Consider the following 17,439-nt stretch of genomic DNA (forward strand, 5'->3'; position numbering starts at 1 on the left):
TTGTTCTTGCGTTTCCGACTCTATCAGACCGTTTCCCGATCCGATTTCCTCGGTGCTTTCCAGGTTCCCGCTCTCGCGTTTCCCTTTCCGGCGGTTCCGACTTTATCAGAGATTCTGAGTCGGAATTTCCGTCCCGCTCGGGGTGGTTCCTGGCACACGGTCGTGCCGGGTTCCCGTTCAGGCGGAGCCGTAAACGTACTGGAGCGGGGCGCCCCGATGCAAATCGAGGGGCCCCGCTCCGGAGTTGGCGCGTGCGAGGGGTCAGACCTCGACGACGACCGGCAGGATCATCGGACGGCGGCGGTAGTTGTCCGAGACCCACTTGCCCAGCGTGCGGCGGATGAGTTGCTGCATCTGGTGGGGCTCGACCACGCCGTCCTGGGCCGAGCGCTCCAGGACCTCCGTGACCTTCGGGATGACGTCCGCGAAGGCGGAGTCGTCGATGCCCGAACCACGCGCGTGGACGTGCGGGCCGGCGGTGATCTTGCCCGTACTCGAGTCGATCACCACGAAGACCGAGATGATGCCCTCGTCACCGAGGATCTTGCGGTCCTTGAGCGCCGGCTCGCCCACGTCACCGACCGAGAGGCCGTCGACGTACACGTAACCCGCCTGGACCTTGCCTGAGATCTTGGCCTTGCCCTCGATGAGGTCGACGACGATTCCGTCCTCGGCGATCACGATGCGGTCGTGCGGGATGCCGGTGAGGGCGCCGAGCTCGGCGTTGGCGCGCAGGTGGCGCCATTCGCCGTGGACCGGCATCAGGTTCCGCGGCTTGCAGATGTTGTAGAAGTACAGCAGCTCGCCCGCGGAGGCGTGGCCGGAGACGTGCACCTTGGCGTTGCCCTTGTGGACGACGTTGGCGCCCCAGCGGGTGAGGCCGTTGATGACGCGGTAGACCGCGTTCTCGTTGCCCGGGATGAGCGACGAGGCCAGGATCACCGTGTCGCCCTGGACGATCCGGATCTGGTGGTCCCTGTTGGCCATCCTCGACAGCGCCGCCATCGGCTCGCCCTGCGAGCCCGTGCACACGAGGACGATCTCGTGGTCCGGGAGGTCGTCGAGCGTCTTGACGTCCACCACGAGGCCCGGCGGGACCTTCAGATAGCCCAGGTCGCGTGCGATGCCCATGTTGCGGACCATCGAGCGGCCGACGAAGGCGACCCGGCGGCCGTACTCGTGGGCCGCGTCCAGGATCTGCTGGATGCGGTGAACGTGGCTGGCGAAGCTCGCCACGATGATCCGCTTGCGGGCGCTGGCGAAGACCGTGCGCAGCGCGTTCGAGATGTCGCGCTCGGGCGGGACGAAGCCCGGGACCTCGGCGTTCGTGGAGTCGGAGAGGAGAAGGTCGATGCCTTCCTCGCTCAGACGTGCGAACGCGTGCAGGTCGGTGAGGCGGTTGTCCAGCGGGAGCTGGTCCATCTTGAAGTCGCCGGTGTGGACGACCATGCCCGCGGGGGTGCGGATGGCGACCGCGAGGGCGTCCGGGATGGAGTGGTTGACCGCCACGAACTCGCAGTCGAAGGGGCCGATGCGCTCGCGGTGGCCCTCCGCGACTTCGAGGGTGTACGGGCGGATGCGGTGCTCCTGGAGCTTCGCCTCGATGAGGGCGAGGGTCAGCTTGGAGCCGATCAGCGGAATGTCCGGCTTCTCCCGCAGGAGGAACGGGACAGCGCCGATGTGGTCCTCGTGGCCATGTGTGAGGACGATGCCCTCGATGTCGTCGAGGCGGTCCCTGATGGACGTGAAGTCCGGCAGGATCAGGTCGATTCCGGGCTGCTCCTCCTCGGGGAAGAGCACTCCGCAGTCGACGATCAGCAGTCGGCCGTCGTACTCGAAGACCGTCATGTTCCGGCCGATTTCGCCAAGGCCACCGAGCGGGGTGACCCGCAGGCCTCCCTGGGGGAGCTTCGGCGGCGGGCCAAGTTCAGGATGCGGATGACTCAAAAGACTCTCCTCACCACACGCGCCACGTACCTGGCAAGGCACGTGGCGCGCATGACGTTCGTGCAGTAGCAGTTGTCTGTGTGGGGTGCAGGCCCCTGGCCTGCGTTGTCGTGCATATTCAGTTGTGAAGTCTGTATTTAGAGTTCTACCCCGCCGGCAGCAAGATCGATCTTGAGCTGGGCGGTCTCCTCGGGCGACAGCTCGACCATCGGGGCGCGCAGCGGTCCGGCGGGCAGGCCCTGGAGGGCGAGCGCGGCCTTGGTCGTCATGACGCCCTGGGTGCGGAACATGCCGGTGAAGACGGGGAGCAGCTTCTGGTGGATCTCGGTGGCCTTCTGCACGTCTCCCGAGACGTACGCGTCCAGCATGGACCGCAGCTCCGGGGTGACGACGTGGCCGACGACGGAGACGAAGCCGACCGCGCCCACGGAGAGCAGCGGGAGGTTCAGCATGTCGTCGCCGGAGTACCAGGCGAGTCCGGAGCGGGCGATGGCCCAGCTGGCTCGGCCGAGGTCTCCCTTGGCGTCCTTGTTCGCGACGATACGCGGGTGCTCGGCCAGCCGCACGAGGGTTTCGGTGCTGATCGGTACGCCGCTGCGGCCGGGGATGTCGTACAGCATCACGGGCAGCTCGGTCGCGTCGGCGATGGCCGAGAAATGACGGTACAGGCCCTCCTGTGGGGGCTTGTTGTAGTACGGCGTCACGGTCAGCAGGCCGTGCGCGCCGGCCCTCTCGGCGGCGCGGGCGAGCTCGATGCTGTGGTGGGTGTCGTTCGTGCCGACGCCCGCGACGATGTGGGCACGGTCGCCGACCGCCTCGAGTACGGCTCGTACGAGATCCGATTTCTCCGCGTCACTGGTGGTCGGTGACTCACCGGTGGTGCCGTTGATGATCAGGCCGTCGTTGCCTGCGTCCACCAGGTGGGTGGCGAGCCGCTGTGCGCCGTCGAGGTCGAGTGCGCCGTCCGCCGTGAAGGGCGTGACCATGGCGGTGAGGACCCGCCCGAAGGGGGTCTGCGGAGTGGAGGTCGGAGCCATGGGTAACACGCTACTCGCTGCTCAAGGCGTGGTCTGCCCTCGGGGGACACGACAAAGCGTGACAAATGCGGAGCCCGGCACTGCCTGCTCGGGGGTTCAAGCAGTGCCGGGTCCGTTTGATCAGGCTAGATGAACTTCTCGAAATGCCGCAATACGGACACCTCGCTCGGTTGATCCGCACATCTGTGCCGAACGGCGCGCGGGAGCGCGTTACGGCGCCACGCGCCCGTTGGCATTGAAGGCCGCGTAGGTGAGCGGCATGAGCCTGGCCCACTCCGCCTCCATCTTCTCGCCGACCATCTCGATCTCCCGCTGCGGGAAGGACGGGACCTTGGCGAGCTCGTGCTGGGTGCGCAGACCGAGGAAGTGCATCAGGGAGCGTGCGTTGCAGGTGGCGTACATCGAGGAGAAGAGGCCGACGGGGAGGACGGCGCGGGCCACCTCGCGGGCCACACCGGCGGCCAGCATCTCCTGGTACGCCTCGTACGCCTGTCGGTAGGAGTCCTCCATCACCCGGCCCGTGAGCTCCTGCTGCGCCTGGGTGCCCTCGACGAAGACGTACTTGCCGGGGCGGCCCTCCTGGACCAGCTTGCGGGACTCGTCCGGGACGTAGAAGACCGGCTCGAGCTCCCTGTACCTGCCCGACTCCTCGTTGTACGACCAGCCCACGCGGTGCCGCATGAACTCGCGGAAGACGAAGATCGGGGCGCTGATGAAGAAGGTCATCGAGTTGTGCTCGAAGGGGCTGCCGTGCCGGTCCCGCATCAGGTAGTTCAGCAGGCCCTTGGAGCGCTCCGGGTCCTTCTGGAGCTCGTCGAGGGACTGCTCACCGAGGGTCGAGACGCGGGCGGCGAACAGCACGTCCGAGTCGGACGCGGTGTGCTTGACCAGCTCGACGGTGACATCGCTGCGGAAACTGGGCTTGAGGTCGTCGGCGGGGGTGTCGGTCACGGTGCGGAGGGTCCTTCCCATCACATCTCTCGGGCGGCGCCCACTCTACGGGCCGCCACTGACAACGGGGCGTTCGGTGCCGTGCCGCGACATTCGTCGGCGAACTTCAGCGAATTCGGTGATTCCGGGCACCTCTTGGGGCGTTCGCTCGTCTGTATTGGTGACAGTGATCCGTTCGAGCCTCCCGTTCGAACCTCCAGAGGAGAAGCAACCCCCATGTTCCGTCGGCGCGAGCCCGTACCGTTCGCCTTCATCGCAGAAGCCGACCAGTTCCGCAGCAATGTCGCTCCCCCACCCCGCCGACGCTCGTCGGCCGGCGAGATATTCGGCCGCTGGCTCCTGGGCCTCACCGTGGTCGCCGGGCTGGTGGGCGCGCTGATCGTCGGGATGCCCGCCCTGTCGCTCGACCAGTCGTCCGCGACGACCCAGCATTCCGAAGCCTCCAACGGCCGCTGACCCTCCCCCGCTGCCCCGAGGGCGTGGGGGCACCCCCATGGCCCCCCAAGGGTGGTGAGCGGGGACCCCGCTCGATAGCCTCACCGGGCACAGCCCATGCGTGGATTGAGTGAGGATCAGTCGTGCCCCTGCCCTTCCTGACGGCGGACCGTGACTTTGACGAGGTGGCGGACGAACTCGCCCTGCCCTTCGACGACCGCGGCCGCTGGCGGCGCCCCTACCGGCCCGGGCCGTGGCGGGTGGCCCTCGCCGCGCTCGTGCTGCTGCTCGCGTCCTACGTGCTCGTCGCGGCCGTGCTCGTCGCGCTCACCGGGAGCCGCTCCGCCGCCCTGCTCTGCTTCGGTGGCTCCGTGCTCGTCATCCTGTGCGCGCTGCGGCTGCTGCGGATGGGCGTCTGGGTGAGTGCGCGGGGGCTGCGCCGCGTGGGCTTCCTGAACACGAGTACGGCGTCCTGGGAGCAGGTCGTCGCCGTACGCACCGTCCAGCAGCCGGTGCGCTGGCTCGGGCTGCCGCGCACCGTGCAGGGACAGGCGCTGATCCTCGTACGCAAGGGTCGTGCGGCGGACAGCCTGCCGCCCCTGCTCACCTCGCACAACTCCGACTTCCTGGCGCGTACGGAGGCCTTCGACCGGGCGGCGGACGCCGTCGAGGTGTGGGCCGACGAGTACCGGCGGGATTGAGCCCCAGCGGTCGTAGCAGGGCGTCGTGGCAGGGAGCCGTGGCAAGGCGACGTAGTAGGCCGCCGTAGCAGGGCGAAGGGGCCGGTCCGCACTCCGCGGGCCGGCCCCTTCGACGTCCTTCTCCGCCGTGCCGCTCGTCGCACTTCTCGCGTGCGCCGTGGCTCTCAGGCCTCGACGGGGGGCCTGCCCTCGCGCAGGGCGATCGCCCGCTGCATCGCCTTGCGGGCGCGCGGGGTGTCGCGGGCGTCGTGGTAGGCGACCGCGAGGCGGAACCAGCTGCGCCAGTCGTCCGGGGCGTCCTCGGTCTCGGCCTTGCGCCTGGCGAAGACCTCGTCGGCCGAGCCACGGTCGATACGGCCGCCCGGGGTGCGCCTCAACTCGTCCACGGGCAGGCCGCCCTCGGCGTCGAGCTCGGCGGCGAGCCGGTTGGCCTTGCGGACGAACTGGGTGTTCTTCCACAGGAACCAGATGCCGATGACCGGCAGGATCAGCACCGCGACACCGAAGGTGACGGTGATCAGGGTGCCGTTCTGGATGAGCAGCACGCCTCGGCTGCCGACCAGGACGAAATAGACGACCAGGACGGCTGCCGTGACGGCGTAGGTGATCTTCGCACGCATGTCTGCCGGCTATCTGTTGTACGTCCCTCGGCTCAGCCGAGGTCCAGGAAGTGTTCCAGGCCGAAGGTGAGGCCCGGGGTGGTCACCACGCGGCGGACGCCGAGCAGGATGCCCGGCATGAAGCTGCTGTGGTGGAGGGAGTCGTGGCGGATGGTGAGGGTCTCGCCCTCGCCACCGAGCAGGACCTCCTGGTGGGCGAGGAGCCCGCGCAGACGGACCGCATGCACCGGTACGCCGTCGACGTTCGCGCCGCGGGCGCCGTCCAGGGCGGTCGCCGTGGCGTCCGGCTGCGGGGCGCTGCCCGCGCGCTCCCGGGCCGCGGCGATGAGCTGGGCGGTGCGCGTGGCGGTGCCGCTGGGGGCGTCCACCTTGTTCGGGTGGTGCAGCTCGACGACCTCGACGGACTCGAAGTACGGCGCGGCGACCTCGGCGAACTTCATGGTCAGTACGGCCCCGATGGAGAAGTTTGGCGCGATGAGCACGCCCGTCTCCGGGGACGCGGCCAGTGCGGTGTTGAGCTGCGCGAGCCGCTCGTCGGTCCAGCCGGTCGTGCCGACCACGGCGTGGATGCCGTGCCGGACGCAGAAGTCGAGGTTGCCCATCACCGAGGCCGGGGTCGTCAGTTCGACCACGACCTGGGCGCCGCTGGCGACCAGCGCCTCCAGCTCGTCACCGCGGCCCAGCGCGGCCACCAGCTCCAGGTCCTCGGCGGCCTCGACGGCTCGTACCGCCTCGGCCCCGATCCGGCCCTTGGCACCGAGGACCGCCACGCGCAGCTTGCTCATTGCTTCGTTCCTTACCGAGACGGGAATTACGCGACCGCGTCGTGCAGACGGGAGGCCTGCTTGTCCTTGAGCGGGCCGATGACCGACAGCGAGGGCCGCTGTCCCAGGATGTCGCGGGCGACCGAACGGACCTCGTCCGGGGTGACCGACGCTATCCGGACCAGCATGTCGTCGACGGACATCTGTTCGCCCCAGCACAGCTCGCTCTTGCCGATACGGTTCATCAGCGCGCCGGTGTCCTCCAGGCCCAGGACGGTGGAGCCCTGGAGCTGACCGATGGCGCGGCCGATCTCGTCGTCCGAGAGGCCGTGCTCGGCGACGTGGTCGAGTTCGTCGCGGCAGATCTTGAGCACGTCGTGGACCTGGCTCGGCCTGCAGCCCGCGTACACGCCGAAGAGGCCGCAGTCGGCGAAGCCCGAGGTGTACGAGTACACGCTGTAGGCCAGGCCGCGCTTCTCGCGGACCTCCTGGAAGAGGCGGGAGGACATGCCACCGCCCAGGGCGGTGTTCAGGACGCCCAGGGCCCAGCGGCGCTCGTCGGTGCGGGCGAGGCCCGGCATGCCGAGGACGACGTGAGCCTGCTCGGTCTTGCGGCCGAGGAGCTCGACGCGGCCCGCGGTGCGGATGGCACGGCGGCCGTCGCGCGGGGCGATCGGCTCGGTGGCGCTCTCCTTGAGGGCGCCGGCCTTCTCGAAGGCGGCGCGGACCTGGCGTACGACCTTGTTGTGGTCGACGTTGCCCGCGCAGGCGACCACGAGGTGCGTCGGGTCGTAGTGCTTCTTGTAGAAGCGGCGGATGCGGTCGGCGCCGAGGGCGTTGACCGTGTCGACCGTGCCGAGGACCGGGCGGCCGAGGGGGGTGTCGCCGAGCATGGTGTGCGCGAACAGGTCGTGCACGCAGTCGCCCGGGTCGTCCTCGGTCATCGCGATCTCTTCGAGGATCACACCGCGCTCGGCGTCCACGTCGCCCTGCTCGATCAGCGAGCCGGTGAGCATGTCGCACACGATGTCGATGGCGAGCGGGAGGTCGGTGTCGAGCACACGCGCGTAGTAGCACGTGTACTCCTTGGCCGTGAACGCGTTCATCTCGCCGCCGACCGCGTCGATGGCGGAGGAGATGTCCAGGGCGCTGCGCCGGGAGGTGCCCTTGAAGAGCAGGTGCTCCAGGTAGTGCGTGGCGCCGTTCAGCGTCGGCGTCTCGTCGCGGGAGCCGACGTGCGCCCAGATCCCGAAGGTGGCCGAGCGTACGGAGGGGAGGGTCTCGGTGACGATGCGCAGGCCGCCGGGGAGCGTGGTCTTACGGACCGTACCGATGCCGTTCTCGCCCTTGATGAGGGTTTGGGTACGGGCGACGGCCCGCGCCTCCGAAGAGGTGCGGGCCGTCGCCGTGGAGCTACGAGACGTCACTGGTCGGTGTCGTCCTTCTTGTCGTCGTCGCCTTCGCCCTCGATCACGGGGATCAGGGAGAGCTTGCCGCGGGAGTCGATCTCGGCGATCTCGACCTGGACCTTCTGGCCCACACCGAGGACGTCCTCGACGTTCTCCACGCGCTTGCCGCCGGCGAGCTTGCGGATCTGCGAGATGTGCAGCAGACCGTCCTTGCCCGGGAGCAGCGACACGAACGCGCCGAAGGTCGTCGTCTTCACGACGGTGCCCAGGTAGCGCTCGCCGACCTCCGGCATGGTCGGGTTGGCGATGCCGTTGATCGTGGCGCGGGCGGCCTCGGCGGCCGGGCCGTCGGCGGCACCGATGTAGATGGTGCCGTCGTCCTCGATCGTGATCTCGGCGCCGGTGTCCTCCTGGATCTGGTTGATCATCTTGCCCTTGGGGCCGATGACCTCACCGATCTTGTCCACGGGGATCTTGACGGTGATGATCCGCGGGGCGTTCGGGGACATCTCGTCCGGCGTGTCGATCGCTTCCATCATCACGTCGAGGATGTGGAGGCGGGCGTCACGGGCCTGCTTGAGGGCCGCGGCCAGGACGGAGGCCGGGATGCCGTCCAGCTTGGTGTCGAGCTGGAGGGCGGTCACGAACTCCTTGGTGCCGGCGACCTTGAAGTCCATGTCGCCGAAGGCGTCCTCCGCACCGAGGATGTCGGTGAGGGCGACGTAGTGCGTCTGGCCGTCGATCTCCTGGGAGATCAGACCCATGGCGATACCGGCGACGGGGGCCTTCAGCGGCACACCGGCGTTCAGCAGCGACATGGTGGAGGCGCAGACCGAGCCCATGGAGGTCGAGCCGTTGGAGCCGAGGGCCTCGGACACCTGACGGATCGCGTAGGGGAACTCCTCGCGGGTCGGCAGGACCGGCACGATCGCGCGCTCGGCGAGCGCGCCGTGGCCGATCTCGCGGCGCTTCGGGGAGCCCACGCGGCCCGTCTCACCGACGGAGTACGGCGGGAAGTTGTAGTTGTGCATGTAGCGCTTGCGGGTCACCGGGGAAAGGGTGTCCAGCTGCTGCTCCATGCGGAGCATGTTGAGGGTGGTGACGCCCAGGATCTGGGTCTCGCCACGCTCGAACAGCGCCGATCCGTGCACGCGCGGGATGGCCTCGACCTCGGCGGCGAGCGTACGGATGTCCGTGACGCCGCGGCCGTCGATACGGACCTTGTCCTTGATGACGCGCTCGCGGACCAGCTTCTTGGTCAGCGCGCGGTACGCGGCGGAGATCTCCTTCTCGCGACCCTCGAACTGCGGGAGCAGCTTCTCGGCGGCGATCTCCTTGACGCGGTCCAGCTCGGCCTCGCGGTCCTGCTTGCCGGCGATGGTGAGCGCCTGGGCGAGCTCGCTCTTGACCGCGGCGGTCAGGGCCTCGAGGACGTCGTCCTCGTAGTCGAGGAAGATCGGGAACTCGGCGGTCGGCTTGGCGGCCTTCGCGGCGAGGTCCGACTGCGCCTTGCACAGAACCTTGATGAAGGGCTTCGCGGCGTCGAGGCCGGAGGCCACGACCTCCTCGGTCGGCGCCTCGGCGCCACCCTTGACCAGCTGGATGGTCTTGTCGGTGGCCTCGGCCTCGACCATCATGATCGCGACGTCGCCGTCCTCCAGGACGCGACCGGCGACGACCATGTCGAAGACGGCGTCCTCGAGCTCGGTGTGCGTCGGGAACGCGACCCACTGGCCGTTGATCAGCGCGACGCGGACGCCGCCGACCGGGCCGGAGAAGGGCAGACCGGCCAGCTGCGTGGACGCGGAGGCGGCGTTGATCGCCACGACGTCGTACAGGTGGTCGGGGTTAAGGGCCATGATCGTGGCGACGACCTGGATCTCGTTGCGCAGGCCCTTCTTGAAGGACGGGCGCAGCGGGCGGTCGATCAGACGACAGGTGAGGACGGCGTCCTCGGAGGGACGGCCCTCGCGGCGGAAGAAGCTGCCGGGGATCTTGCCGGCGGCGTACATCCGCTCTTCGACGTCCACCGTGAGGGGGAAGAAGTCGAGATTGTCCTTGGGCTTCTTGGAAGCGCTGGTGGCCGACAGCACCATGGTGTCGTCGTCCAGGTACGCCACGGCGGAGCCGGCGGCCTGCTTGGCCAGGCGGCCCGTCTCGAAGCGGATGGTGCGGGTGCCGAAGGAACCGTTGTCGATAACGGCCTCGGCGTAGTGGGTCTCGTTCTCCACTAGCGTTTTCTCCTCGTCTTCGTCCCGTCCTGCCCGTGTGGCAGGGGGACGGTGGCGGAGAGGCGCTCCGTCTGGTGCGGGCCGGTCTTCGATCGAAGCACCCGGGATCTCATTCCCCGGGGGCCACTACCGAGGACCGGCGGCGGTGCGGTGCGCGTCTCCTCGTTCGTTGACGTGACGGTCCCTACCCGGCGGGTACGGAGTCATCACGCTGTGTCGTACGTGCTGTGTCCTGCGTATTGCGTTGTGCTACCACACTACAAAGCGTCGGTGACACTCCGCACGTACAGAGACGTACGGCAGTGCTTGCGGCAATGCTCACGGCAGCGGCACGTACAGCAAAAGGAGCGGCTCCCAAGAGGTGGGAACCGCTCCCTTCACGGCGTCTTACTTGGCGCCCGCCGCACCGCGGCGGATGCCCAGGCGGTCGACCAGCGCACGGAAGCGCTGGATGTCCTTCTTGGCCAGGTACTGCAGCAGCCGACGGCGCTGACCGACCAGGATCAGCAGACCACGACGGGAGTGGTGGTCGTGCTTGTGGGTCTTGAGGTGCTCGGTCAGGTCCGAGATACGGCGCGAGAGCATGGCGACCTGGACCTCGGGGGAGCCGGTGTCGCCCTCCTTCTGACCGAACTCGCTGATGATCTGCTTCTTCGTAGCGGCGTCGAGCGACACGCGTACTCCTCGTAGTCTCTGAGTAGCCACCGAGTGCCCCTGGTCCACATCTCAGGGGAGCTTCCGTTACTCGGGAGGCGGGGATCCGCTGGGCGCGGCCTCCAGAGCGAAGGGCTCCGGGGGTGCGTACACAAACGGCCGTCACACAGCGTACCAGCCTGGCCGGATGCGTCTGTCCGGGTCCCCGAACCCGCCTGGTGACACGGACGTGGCCACTAGGGTGACCGCACAGGTCATTCGTACGTGGGGAAGGGGCCGCTTGAACATGGCCGAGGCAGCGGACGCAGCGGGCGTAGCGGACAAGGACATCGCGGCGGAGACGGACGCCGACGTCAAGGCGCGCAAGGAGCGGGAGAAGGACGAGCTCTACGCCCTGGACATCTCCGACGTCGAATGGCACAGCGCGCCGGGCACGGAGGAACACGAGGAGCGGGTCGAGATCGCGTACCTGCCCGAGGGCGCGGTGGCCATGCGTTCGTCCCTCGACCCGGACACGGTCCTGCGGTACACGGAGGCGGAGTGGCGGGCCTTTGTGCTGGGGGCGCGGGACGGGGAGTTCGATCTGGAGCCGGCGCCGCACAACGGAGGGCTTGCCCCGCGGTAGGCAACGTGTTGAGGGATGAAGACGGGGAGGGCGGTCGGCTTGTGAGCCGACCGCCCTCCCCGTTCTCGGCTCGGTGATCAGCTGGTCATGGACCGGGCCGCGCCGTACACGTCGAAGACGGCGAGGGCCAGCGGAATCAGGGTGAGCAGTACGAAGCCTTCGGCGACTTCCAGGAAGCGGCCCCAGAACGGGGTGAGGCCGCCGCGCGGCAGGATCAGGCCGAGTGCGGTGACCAGCGCTGCCGCCGCCGCGATCGCCGCGACGAGCCAGATCGTGCGGATGTCGAGGTCCGCACGGTCGCCGGTGAGGGCGTCGCGCATCAGAGCGTGCGGCGGGTTGAGCGCCAGGCCGAGGCCGAGCAGGACGAGGGCGCCGAGACCTGCGGCCAGGACGGGCGCGACCTGGGTGGTGTAGCGGAAGAGGTGGGCGCGCATCAGCATGGCGACGCCGGTGGCGAAGGCGAGCAGTTGCCCCCAGACGTTGTCGGAGAAGCCGAGCACCGCAGAGGCGCCGACGGCCAGCAGCGCGCAGCCGCCCACGAGCCCGACGAGGAGTTCGTGGCCGCGGCGGGCCTGCGCCTCGATGCGTTCGGCGTCGACCGGCTCCGGCGGGGCGGGATCGGCACCGTACGCGCTGCGCGGAGCGGCGTTCGGCGGGTCGAAGCCGATCGGCAGGCGGGCAAAGCGCATGGACATGCCCGGCAGGAAGGCCAGCGCTCCCACGGCGACGGGCGCGCACAGCGCGGCGATCTCGGTGGGCGTCCAGTGCACGAGCAGTGCCACGAACACCACGACCAGGGCGATGGCAGAGGCGAACACGAAGGCGACGAACGGGCCGTCCCCGCGCGGCGAGCACAGGGTGAGGACCACCGAGGCCACCAGCACCGCGGCGCAGGCGAGCAGGAACTGCAGTTTGCCGATGCCCTCGCCGCCCGCCAGTGACAGCAGCCCGGAGCCCGCCACGCCCACGTTCGAGAGCGCGCCGAGCCCCAGCGCGACGGCGGAGGCCCGGTCGTCGTAGATCCGTGCCCGGATCGCGGCGAGGACGACGAGGAGTACACCGGTGACGCCCGCGAGGATGCCGGGCAGGCTGTGCATGTCGTGGCGCGGATCGGCGGTCCAGGCGACGAAGGCGAGCAGCGTCGGCAGGACACCGCCGCCGACGAGCCCCGCGGCGCGCGTCAGGTCGCCGCTCCACAGGGTGCGTTCACGGGTGACCGCGGATGCGACCGCCTCTGACACGTCGTCGAAGACGGCGGGGGGCAGCGACTCGGAGAAGGGGCGCAGGGTGAGGAGTTCGCCGTCGAGAATCCGCTGCGCGGCGAAGGAGCGCGAGCTGTCGAGGACAGCGCCGTCGCGGCGTACGAGGTGGTATCCGACCGGAGCGCCCTGGGCGGGACTCTGCTGGGAGAGCCTGAGGATCTCCGGATAGATGTCGGCGACCGGGATGTCGTCGGGCAGCGCCACGTCGATCCGGCTGTCGGGCGCGACGATGGTGACCCGGCAGAAGCCGAGGCCCGTGCCCGCCCCTTGAGGGGCTCCGGGTCCCGGCCCTCCGGCTCCGGTGGTTGTCGCGGAGGCCGTCATGCTCACCTGCTGCTCCCCCTCAATGATGGTCCTGCGTCTGGGATCTCGGTCATGCTCTTGCGTCTGCGTCGGTTCCGCGGCCGCGATCGAGCCGCGGCTGCGGTGGTTCTGGGGCCACGGTGTGAAGGTCCTGCGTCTCTTTGTCCGGACCACTCGGCCAACGGTGCGGCGAGGCGGCGGAAAGAGGTCCGTGCGGCGGGTTCTTGGGTTCCGCACACCACCACATCGCACGGAATGCCCTGTTTTTCCAGCCCTGTTCGCGTGTGCTCAGGCGAACATCCGGCACCCTACCGCCCACCCGTCTCCCATGAAGTCAGTAGTAAGTCAGTAGGATCACGCGGCGGCCTGCGTCCGCCTGACACGGGGCGGCGGGCGGAAGACCCTGGGGCCGGCAAGGGAATTGGTGAGCAGTGAGCCAAATCATCGTCAAGCGCCCACCTCGGGCGCTGCCGTCCGAAGTGCCCACGGAAGAGGTCGTCCTGCAGCCGCCGCCGGAGCTTCCGCGCGGGCATCAGGAAAGCGTCCTCATGCAGCTGCTGCCGACGCTCGGCATGGGCGGCTCGGTGGTCTTCTTCTTCACGAACGGGCAGCCGTTCATGAAGATCATGGGCATGGTGATGATCGCGTCGACGGTGGCCATGTCCATCGCGATGGTGGTCCGCTTCCGTCGCGGCTCCCAGGGCCAGCTCGCGGACATGCGCCGCGACTATCTGAGCTATCTGTCGCAGACCCGACGCACGGCCCTGGACACGGGGAAGGCGCAGCGCGACGCCCAGTACTACCTGCACCCCTCCCCCGAGCAGTTGTGGGCGCTGGTCGCCGAGGGCAGCCGGGTGTGGGAACGGCGGCCGGGGGACGAGGACTTCGCCCAGGTGCGCATCGGCCTCGGTCCGCAGTCGCTGGCCACCCCGCTGGTCTCCCCCGAGACGGGTCCGGTCGAACAGCTGGAGCCTCTGACCGCAGGCGCGATGCAGCGTTTCGTGGCCACCCACGGCGTCCTGGACGCGCTGCCGATGGCAGTCTCGCTGCGCGCCTTCTACCACGTCACGGTCAGTGGTGAACCTCAGTCCGTGCGTGCCTCGGCGCGCGCTTTGACGGGTTCCCTGGCCTCGCTGCACTCGCCCGAGGACCTGACCATCGTGGTCGCGGCCGGGCGTGAGGAGCTCTCGCACTGGGAGTGGGCCAAGTGGCTGCCGCACGTGCAGCTCTCCGACGCGGTGGACGGCGCGGGCAGCCGCCGGCTGATCGGCAGTGACTCGCGCGAGCTGGAACAGCTGCTGGCCACCCGGCTGACAGGGCGCCCACGCTTCCATCCGAACGCCGCTCCGCTCCCTGACGAACCACACATCGTCGTCGTACTCGATGGCCTGTCGCTGCCGCCGGACTCCGTCCTGGCCACCCCCGAGGGACTGCAGGGGGTGACGGTCGTCGAGGTCGTCCCCGGTGACTTGTCCGGAGCCCGCGGTGACCTCTCCATCGTCGTGCAGCCGCACGCGCTGCATCTGGAGTCCGGGCACGGGATCGTCTACGAGGGCACACCGGACGCCCTCTCGTACGAGTCCGCGGAGGCGCTGGCGCGGCAGCTGGCGCCGCTGCGCGTGGCCTCGGGCGGGGACGACGACGAACCGCTGCTCGCCAACCTGGAGTTCACGGATCTGCTGAACCTCGGAGACGCGGCCTCGGTGGACACCAAGCGCACCTGGCGGGCGCGTTCGCTCGCCGAACGGCTGCGCGTGCCGATCGGTGTCGGCGAGGACGGGCGGCCCGTGATGCTGGACCTCAAGGAGGCCGCGCAGGAGGGCATGGGCCCGCACGGACTGTGCGTGGGTGCGACGGGTTCGGGCAAGTCCGAGCTGCTGCGCACGCTGGTGCTGGGTCTGGCAGTGACGCACTCGTCGGAGACGCTGAACTTCGTCCTCGCGGACTTCAAGGGTGGTGCCACCTTTGCCGGGATGGCGCAGATGCCCCACGTGGCAGCCGTGATCACCAACCTGGCGGACGACCTGACGCTGGTCGACCGCATGGGCGACTCCATCCGCGGTGAGCTCAACCGCCGCCAGGAGATGCTGCGCGACGCGGGCAACTACGCGAACATCCACGACTACGAGAAGGCGCGGGCGGCCGGGGCGCCGCTCCAGCCGATCCCGTCCCTCGTCCTGGTGATCGACGAGTTCAGTGAGCTGCTGACCGCCAAGCCGGACTTCATCGAGATGTTCGTGCAGATCGGCCGCATCGGCCGTTCGCTGGGCGTGCATCTGCTGCTGGCCTCGCAGCGCTTGGAGGAGGGCCGACTGCGCGGTCTGGAGACGTACCTCTCGTACCGGATCGGCCTGCGGACGTTCTCCGCCGCCGAGTCGCGTGCGGCACTGGGAGTCCCCGACGCGTACGAACTGCCGAACGTGCCCGGTTCCGGCTTCCTGAAGTTCGGCACCGACGAGATGGTGCGTTTCAAGGCGGCGTACGTCTCCGGGGTGTACCGCACGGGTCCGACCCGGTCCTCGCTCGGCGGCGCGCTGCCGGTGGACCGGCGGCCGGTGCTGTTCACCGCGGCGGAGGTGCCGGTGCGGTACGTCGCCGTGCCCCAGCAGCGCGAGGAGACGCCGGAGACGGACGACGCCCTGGCCGACACCGTGCTCGACGTGATCGTGCGCCGTCTGGAGGCGCAGGGCCCGGCGGCCCATCAGGTGTGGCTGCCGCCGCTGGACAGCCCGCCGTCACTGGACGGGCTGCTCCCGGGACTGGCCGCGGTGCAGGGGCGCGGGCTCACTCAGCCCGGGTACGAGGGGGCAGGACGGCTCGTCGTACCCGTCGGTCTCGTCGACAAGCCGTACGAGCAGCGTCGCGACCCGCTGTGGGTCGACTTCTCGGGCGCGGCCGGCCATATGCAGATCGTCGGCGGCCCGCAGTCCGGCAAGTCGACGCTGCTGCGCAGCCTGATCGCCTCCTTCGCCCTCACCCACACCCCGCACGAGGTGCAGTTCTACGGCCTCGACTTCGGCGGTGGCGGCATGGCGGCCGTGGCCGGACTGCCGCACGTCGGCGGGGTGGCCTCGCGCCTCGACCCGGAGAAGGTGCGGCGTACGGTCGCCGAGGTGTACGGCGTCATGACGCGCCGCGAGGAGTACTTCCGCTCCTCCGGCATCTCGTCGATCGCCGAGTTCCGCACGAAGCGGGCGCGCGGTCAGATCTCCGTGACCGACCAGCCGTGGGGTGACGTCTTCCTGGTCATCGACGGCTGGGGCAACTTCCGTGCGGACTACGAGGCCGTGGAGAGCGTCGTCCTGGACATCGCCGCGCGGGGCCTCGGCTACGGCATCCACCTCGTCCTGACCGCGTCCAGGTCGATGGAGGTCCGGGCGAACCTCAAGGACCACCTGATGAACCGCCTGGAGCTGCGCCTCGGCGACACGATGGACTCCGAGCTGGACCGCAAGGTGGCGGTGAACGTCCCCACGGGCGTGCCCGGCCGCGGTCAGGCGCCGGGGAAGCTGCACTTCATGGGCGCCGTACCGCGCATCGACGGTCTGACGTCGGACACGGACCTCGCCGACGCGACGGCGGCGCTGGCGACGGAGGTGTCCCGCCACTGGCAGGCGCCCGGCGCCCCCGAAGTCCGGCTGCTCCCCCGCGAGTTCCCGGCGCAGCAACTGCCTCCGGGCGACCACTCCCCGCAGCGCGGCGTGGCCTTCGCGCTCGACGAGGACAACCTCGAACCCGTCTTCGTCGACTTCGAGCAGGACCCGTTCTTCCTCGTCTTCGGAGAGAGCGAGTCGGGCAAGTCGAACCTGCTGCGCCTGCTAATCAAGCAGCTGACCGAGCGCTACTCGGGCGACGACTGCAAGCTGTTCGTGGTCGACAACCGGCGCTCACTGCTGGACGTCACACCGTCCACGCACCTCGCCGAGTACATCCCCATGTCCAACGCCATGGAGCACCACATGAGCGCGCTGGCGGAGCTGATGCAACGCCGGACACCCACGGCGGACGTGACCGCACAGCAGCTACGGGAGCGGAGCTGGTGGCGCGGCCCGACGGTGTACGTCGTGGTCGACGACTACGACCTCGTGTCCACGTCGAGCGGGAACCCGCTGGGCGGTCTGACGGAACTGCTTCCGTTCGCGCGGGATGTGGGCGTGCGGTTCATCATCGCCCGGTCGAGTGCCGGCGCGGGGCGCGCTGCGTACGAGCCGTTCATGCAGCGGATGAGGGAGCTGGGTGCGCAGGGTGTGGTGCTCGCCGGCGATCCGGGCGAGGGCGACGTCCTGGGCGGAGTGCGGCCTCGGCCGATGCCTGCGGGGCGGGGCGTCTTTGTCTCTCGTAGGCGGGGAAAGCCATTGGTTCAGACCGGGTTGATGAGTGTGGAGTACTGATGAAGTACACGCGAAAGTCTTCGCACTCGACAGCTCCGAGGCGTCACATCTGTTCCATTGGTACGTTGAAGTAGCCCGGCGGCCGTCGGTCCGACGGCCGCGTTCACGG

The 17,439-nt window shown here is 69.2% G+C and carries 13 protein-coding genes; 4 read left to right on the plus strand and 9 right to left on the minus strand.

Going from position 1 to position 17,439, the window contains the following annotated elements; genetic code table 11:
* Window positions 1–261 precede the first annotated feature (261 nt).
* From ACFZDJ_RS29675 to thyX, 3 genes are all read right to left on the minus strand, one after another.
* Complete coding sequence (locus ACFZDJ_RS29675) at window positions 262–1,947, minus strand: ribonuclease J (RefSeq protein ID WP_168496264.1); 1,686 nt, start codon at window positions 1,945–1,947, stop codon at window positions 262–264.
* A 137-nt stretch (window positions 1,948–2,084) separates the two neighbouring features.
* Window positions 2,085–2,984 carry a 4-hydroxy-tetrahydrodipicolinate synthase gene (gene dapA, locus ACFZDJ_RS29680; protein WP_390933478.1) on the minus strand — a complete coding sequence of 300 codons (900 nt, stop codon included), beginning with the start codon at window positions 2,982–2,984 and terminating at the stop codon, window positions 2,085–2,087.
* Window positions 2,985–3,194: 210 nt separating this feature from the next.
* Entirely contained in the window at window positions 3,195–3,935 is a 741-nt protein-coding gene (thyX, locus tag ACFZDJ_RS29685) for an FAD-dependent thymidylate synthase (protein ID WP_101403792.1), read from the minus strand.
* Window positions 3,936–4,151: 216 nt separating this feature from the next.
* On the opposite strand from thyX, the gene ACFZDJ_RS29690 reads away from it, so the two are divergent.
* Together ACFZDJ_RS29690 and ACFZDJ_RS29695 are read left to right on the plus strand one after the other, a co-directional pair.
* Window positions 4,152–4,391 (plus strand): hypothetical protein, encoded by a 240-nt coding sequence (locus ACFZDJ_RS29690; protein WP_054232800.1) that lies wholly within the window; start codon window positions 4,152–4,154, stop codon window positions 4,389–4,391.
* A 122-nt stretch (window positions 4,392–4,513) separates the two neighbouring features.
* Entirely contained in the window at window positions 4,514–5,071 is a 558-nt protein-coding gene (locus tag ACFZDJ_RS29695) for a hypothetical protein (protein ID WP_168511767.1), read from the plus strand.
* Between the two features lie 164 nt (window positions 5,072–5,235).
* Here ACFZDJ_RS29695 and ACFZDJ_RS29700 read toward each other — a convergent pair whose 3' ends face one another.
* The 5 genes from ACFZDJ_RS29700 to rpsO form a co-directional block, all read right to left on the minus strand.
* Complete coding sequence (locus tag ACFZDJ_RS29700; RefSeq protein WP_391063420.1) at window positions 5,236–5,691, minus strand: hypothetical protein; 456 nt, start codon at window positions 5,689–5,691, stop codon at window positions 5,236–5,238.
* 32 nt (window positions 5,692–5,723) lie between these two features.
* Complete coding sequence (gene dapB, locus ACFZDJ_RS29705) at window positions 5,724–6,476, minus strand: 4-hydroxy-tetrahydrodipicolinate reductase (protein ID WP_390933479.1); 753 nt, start codon at window positions 6,474–6,476, stop codon at window positions 5,724–5,726.
* Between the two features lie 26 nt (window positions 6,477–6,502).
* Window positions 6,503–7,882, minus strand: a complete 1,380-nt coding sequence (locus ACFZDJ_RS29710) for a M16 family metallopeptidase (RefSeq protein ID WP_384923335.1) — start codon at window positions 7,880–7,882, stop codon at window positions 6,503–6,505.
* The gene (locus ACFZDJ_RS29715; protein ID WP_384923332.1) at window positions 7,879–10,095 is read right to left on the minus strand and encodes a polyribonucleotide nucleotidyltransferase; all 2,217 of its coding nucleotides are present in this window, start codon (window positions 10,093–10,095) and stop codon (window positions 7,879–7,881) included. The genes ACFZDJ_RS29710 and ACFZDJ_RS29715 overlap by 4 nt, the downstream gene beginning before the upstream one ends.
* Before the next feature lie 387 nt (window positions 10,096–10,482).
* Entirely contained in the window at window positions 10,483–10,770 is a 288-nt protein-coding gene (rpsO, locus tag ACFZDJ_RS29720; RefSeq protein ID WP_037741887.1) for a 30S ribosomal protein S15, read from the minus strand.
* 265 nt (window positions 10,771–11,035) lie between these two features.
* Here rpsO and ACFZDJ_RS29725 point away from each other — a divergent pair, with 265 nt between their 5' ends.
* The gene (locus tag ACFZDJ_RS29725; RefSeq protein ID WP_390933480.1) at window positions 11,036–11,374 is read left to right on the plus strand and encodes a DUF397 domain-containing protein; all 339 of its coding nucleotides are present in this window, start codon (window positions 11,036–11,038) and stop codon (window positions 11,372–11,374) included.
* A gap of 77 nt (window positions 11,375–11,451) precedes the next feature.
* Here ACFZDJ_RS29725 and eccD read toward each other — a convergent pair whose 3' ends face one another.
* Window positions 11,452–12,960, minus strand: coding sequence for a type VII secretion integral membrane protein EccD (gene eccD / locus ACFZDJ_RS29730; RefSeq protein WP_391063851.1), 1,509 nt, complete (start codon window positions 12,958–12,960; stop codon window positions 11,452–11,454).
* A 410-nt stretch (window positions 12,961–13,370) separates the two neighbouring features.
* Here eccD and eccCa point away from each other — a divergent pair, with 410 nt between their 5' ends.
* The gene (gene eccCa, locus ACFZDJ_RS29735; RefSeq protein WP_391063423.1) at window positions 13,371–17,330 is read left to right on the plus strand and encodes a type VII secretion protein EccCa; all 3,960 of its coding nucleotides are present in this window, start codon (window positions 13,371–13,373) and stop codon (window positions 17,328–17,330) included.
* Window positions 17,331–17,439: the final 109 nt, after the last annotated feature.

The organism is Streptomyces sp. NPDC007896 (assembly GCF_042959425.1).
GTDB lineage: Bacteria > Actinomycetota > Actinomycetes > Streptomycetales > Streptomycetaceae > Streptomyces.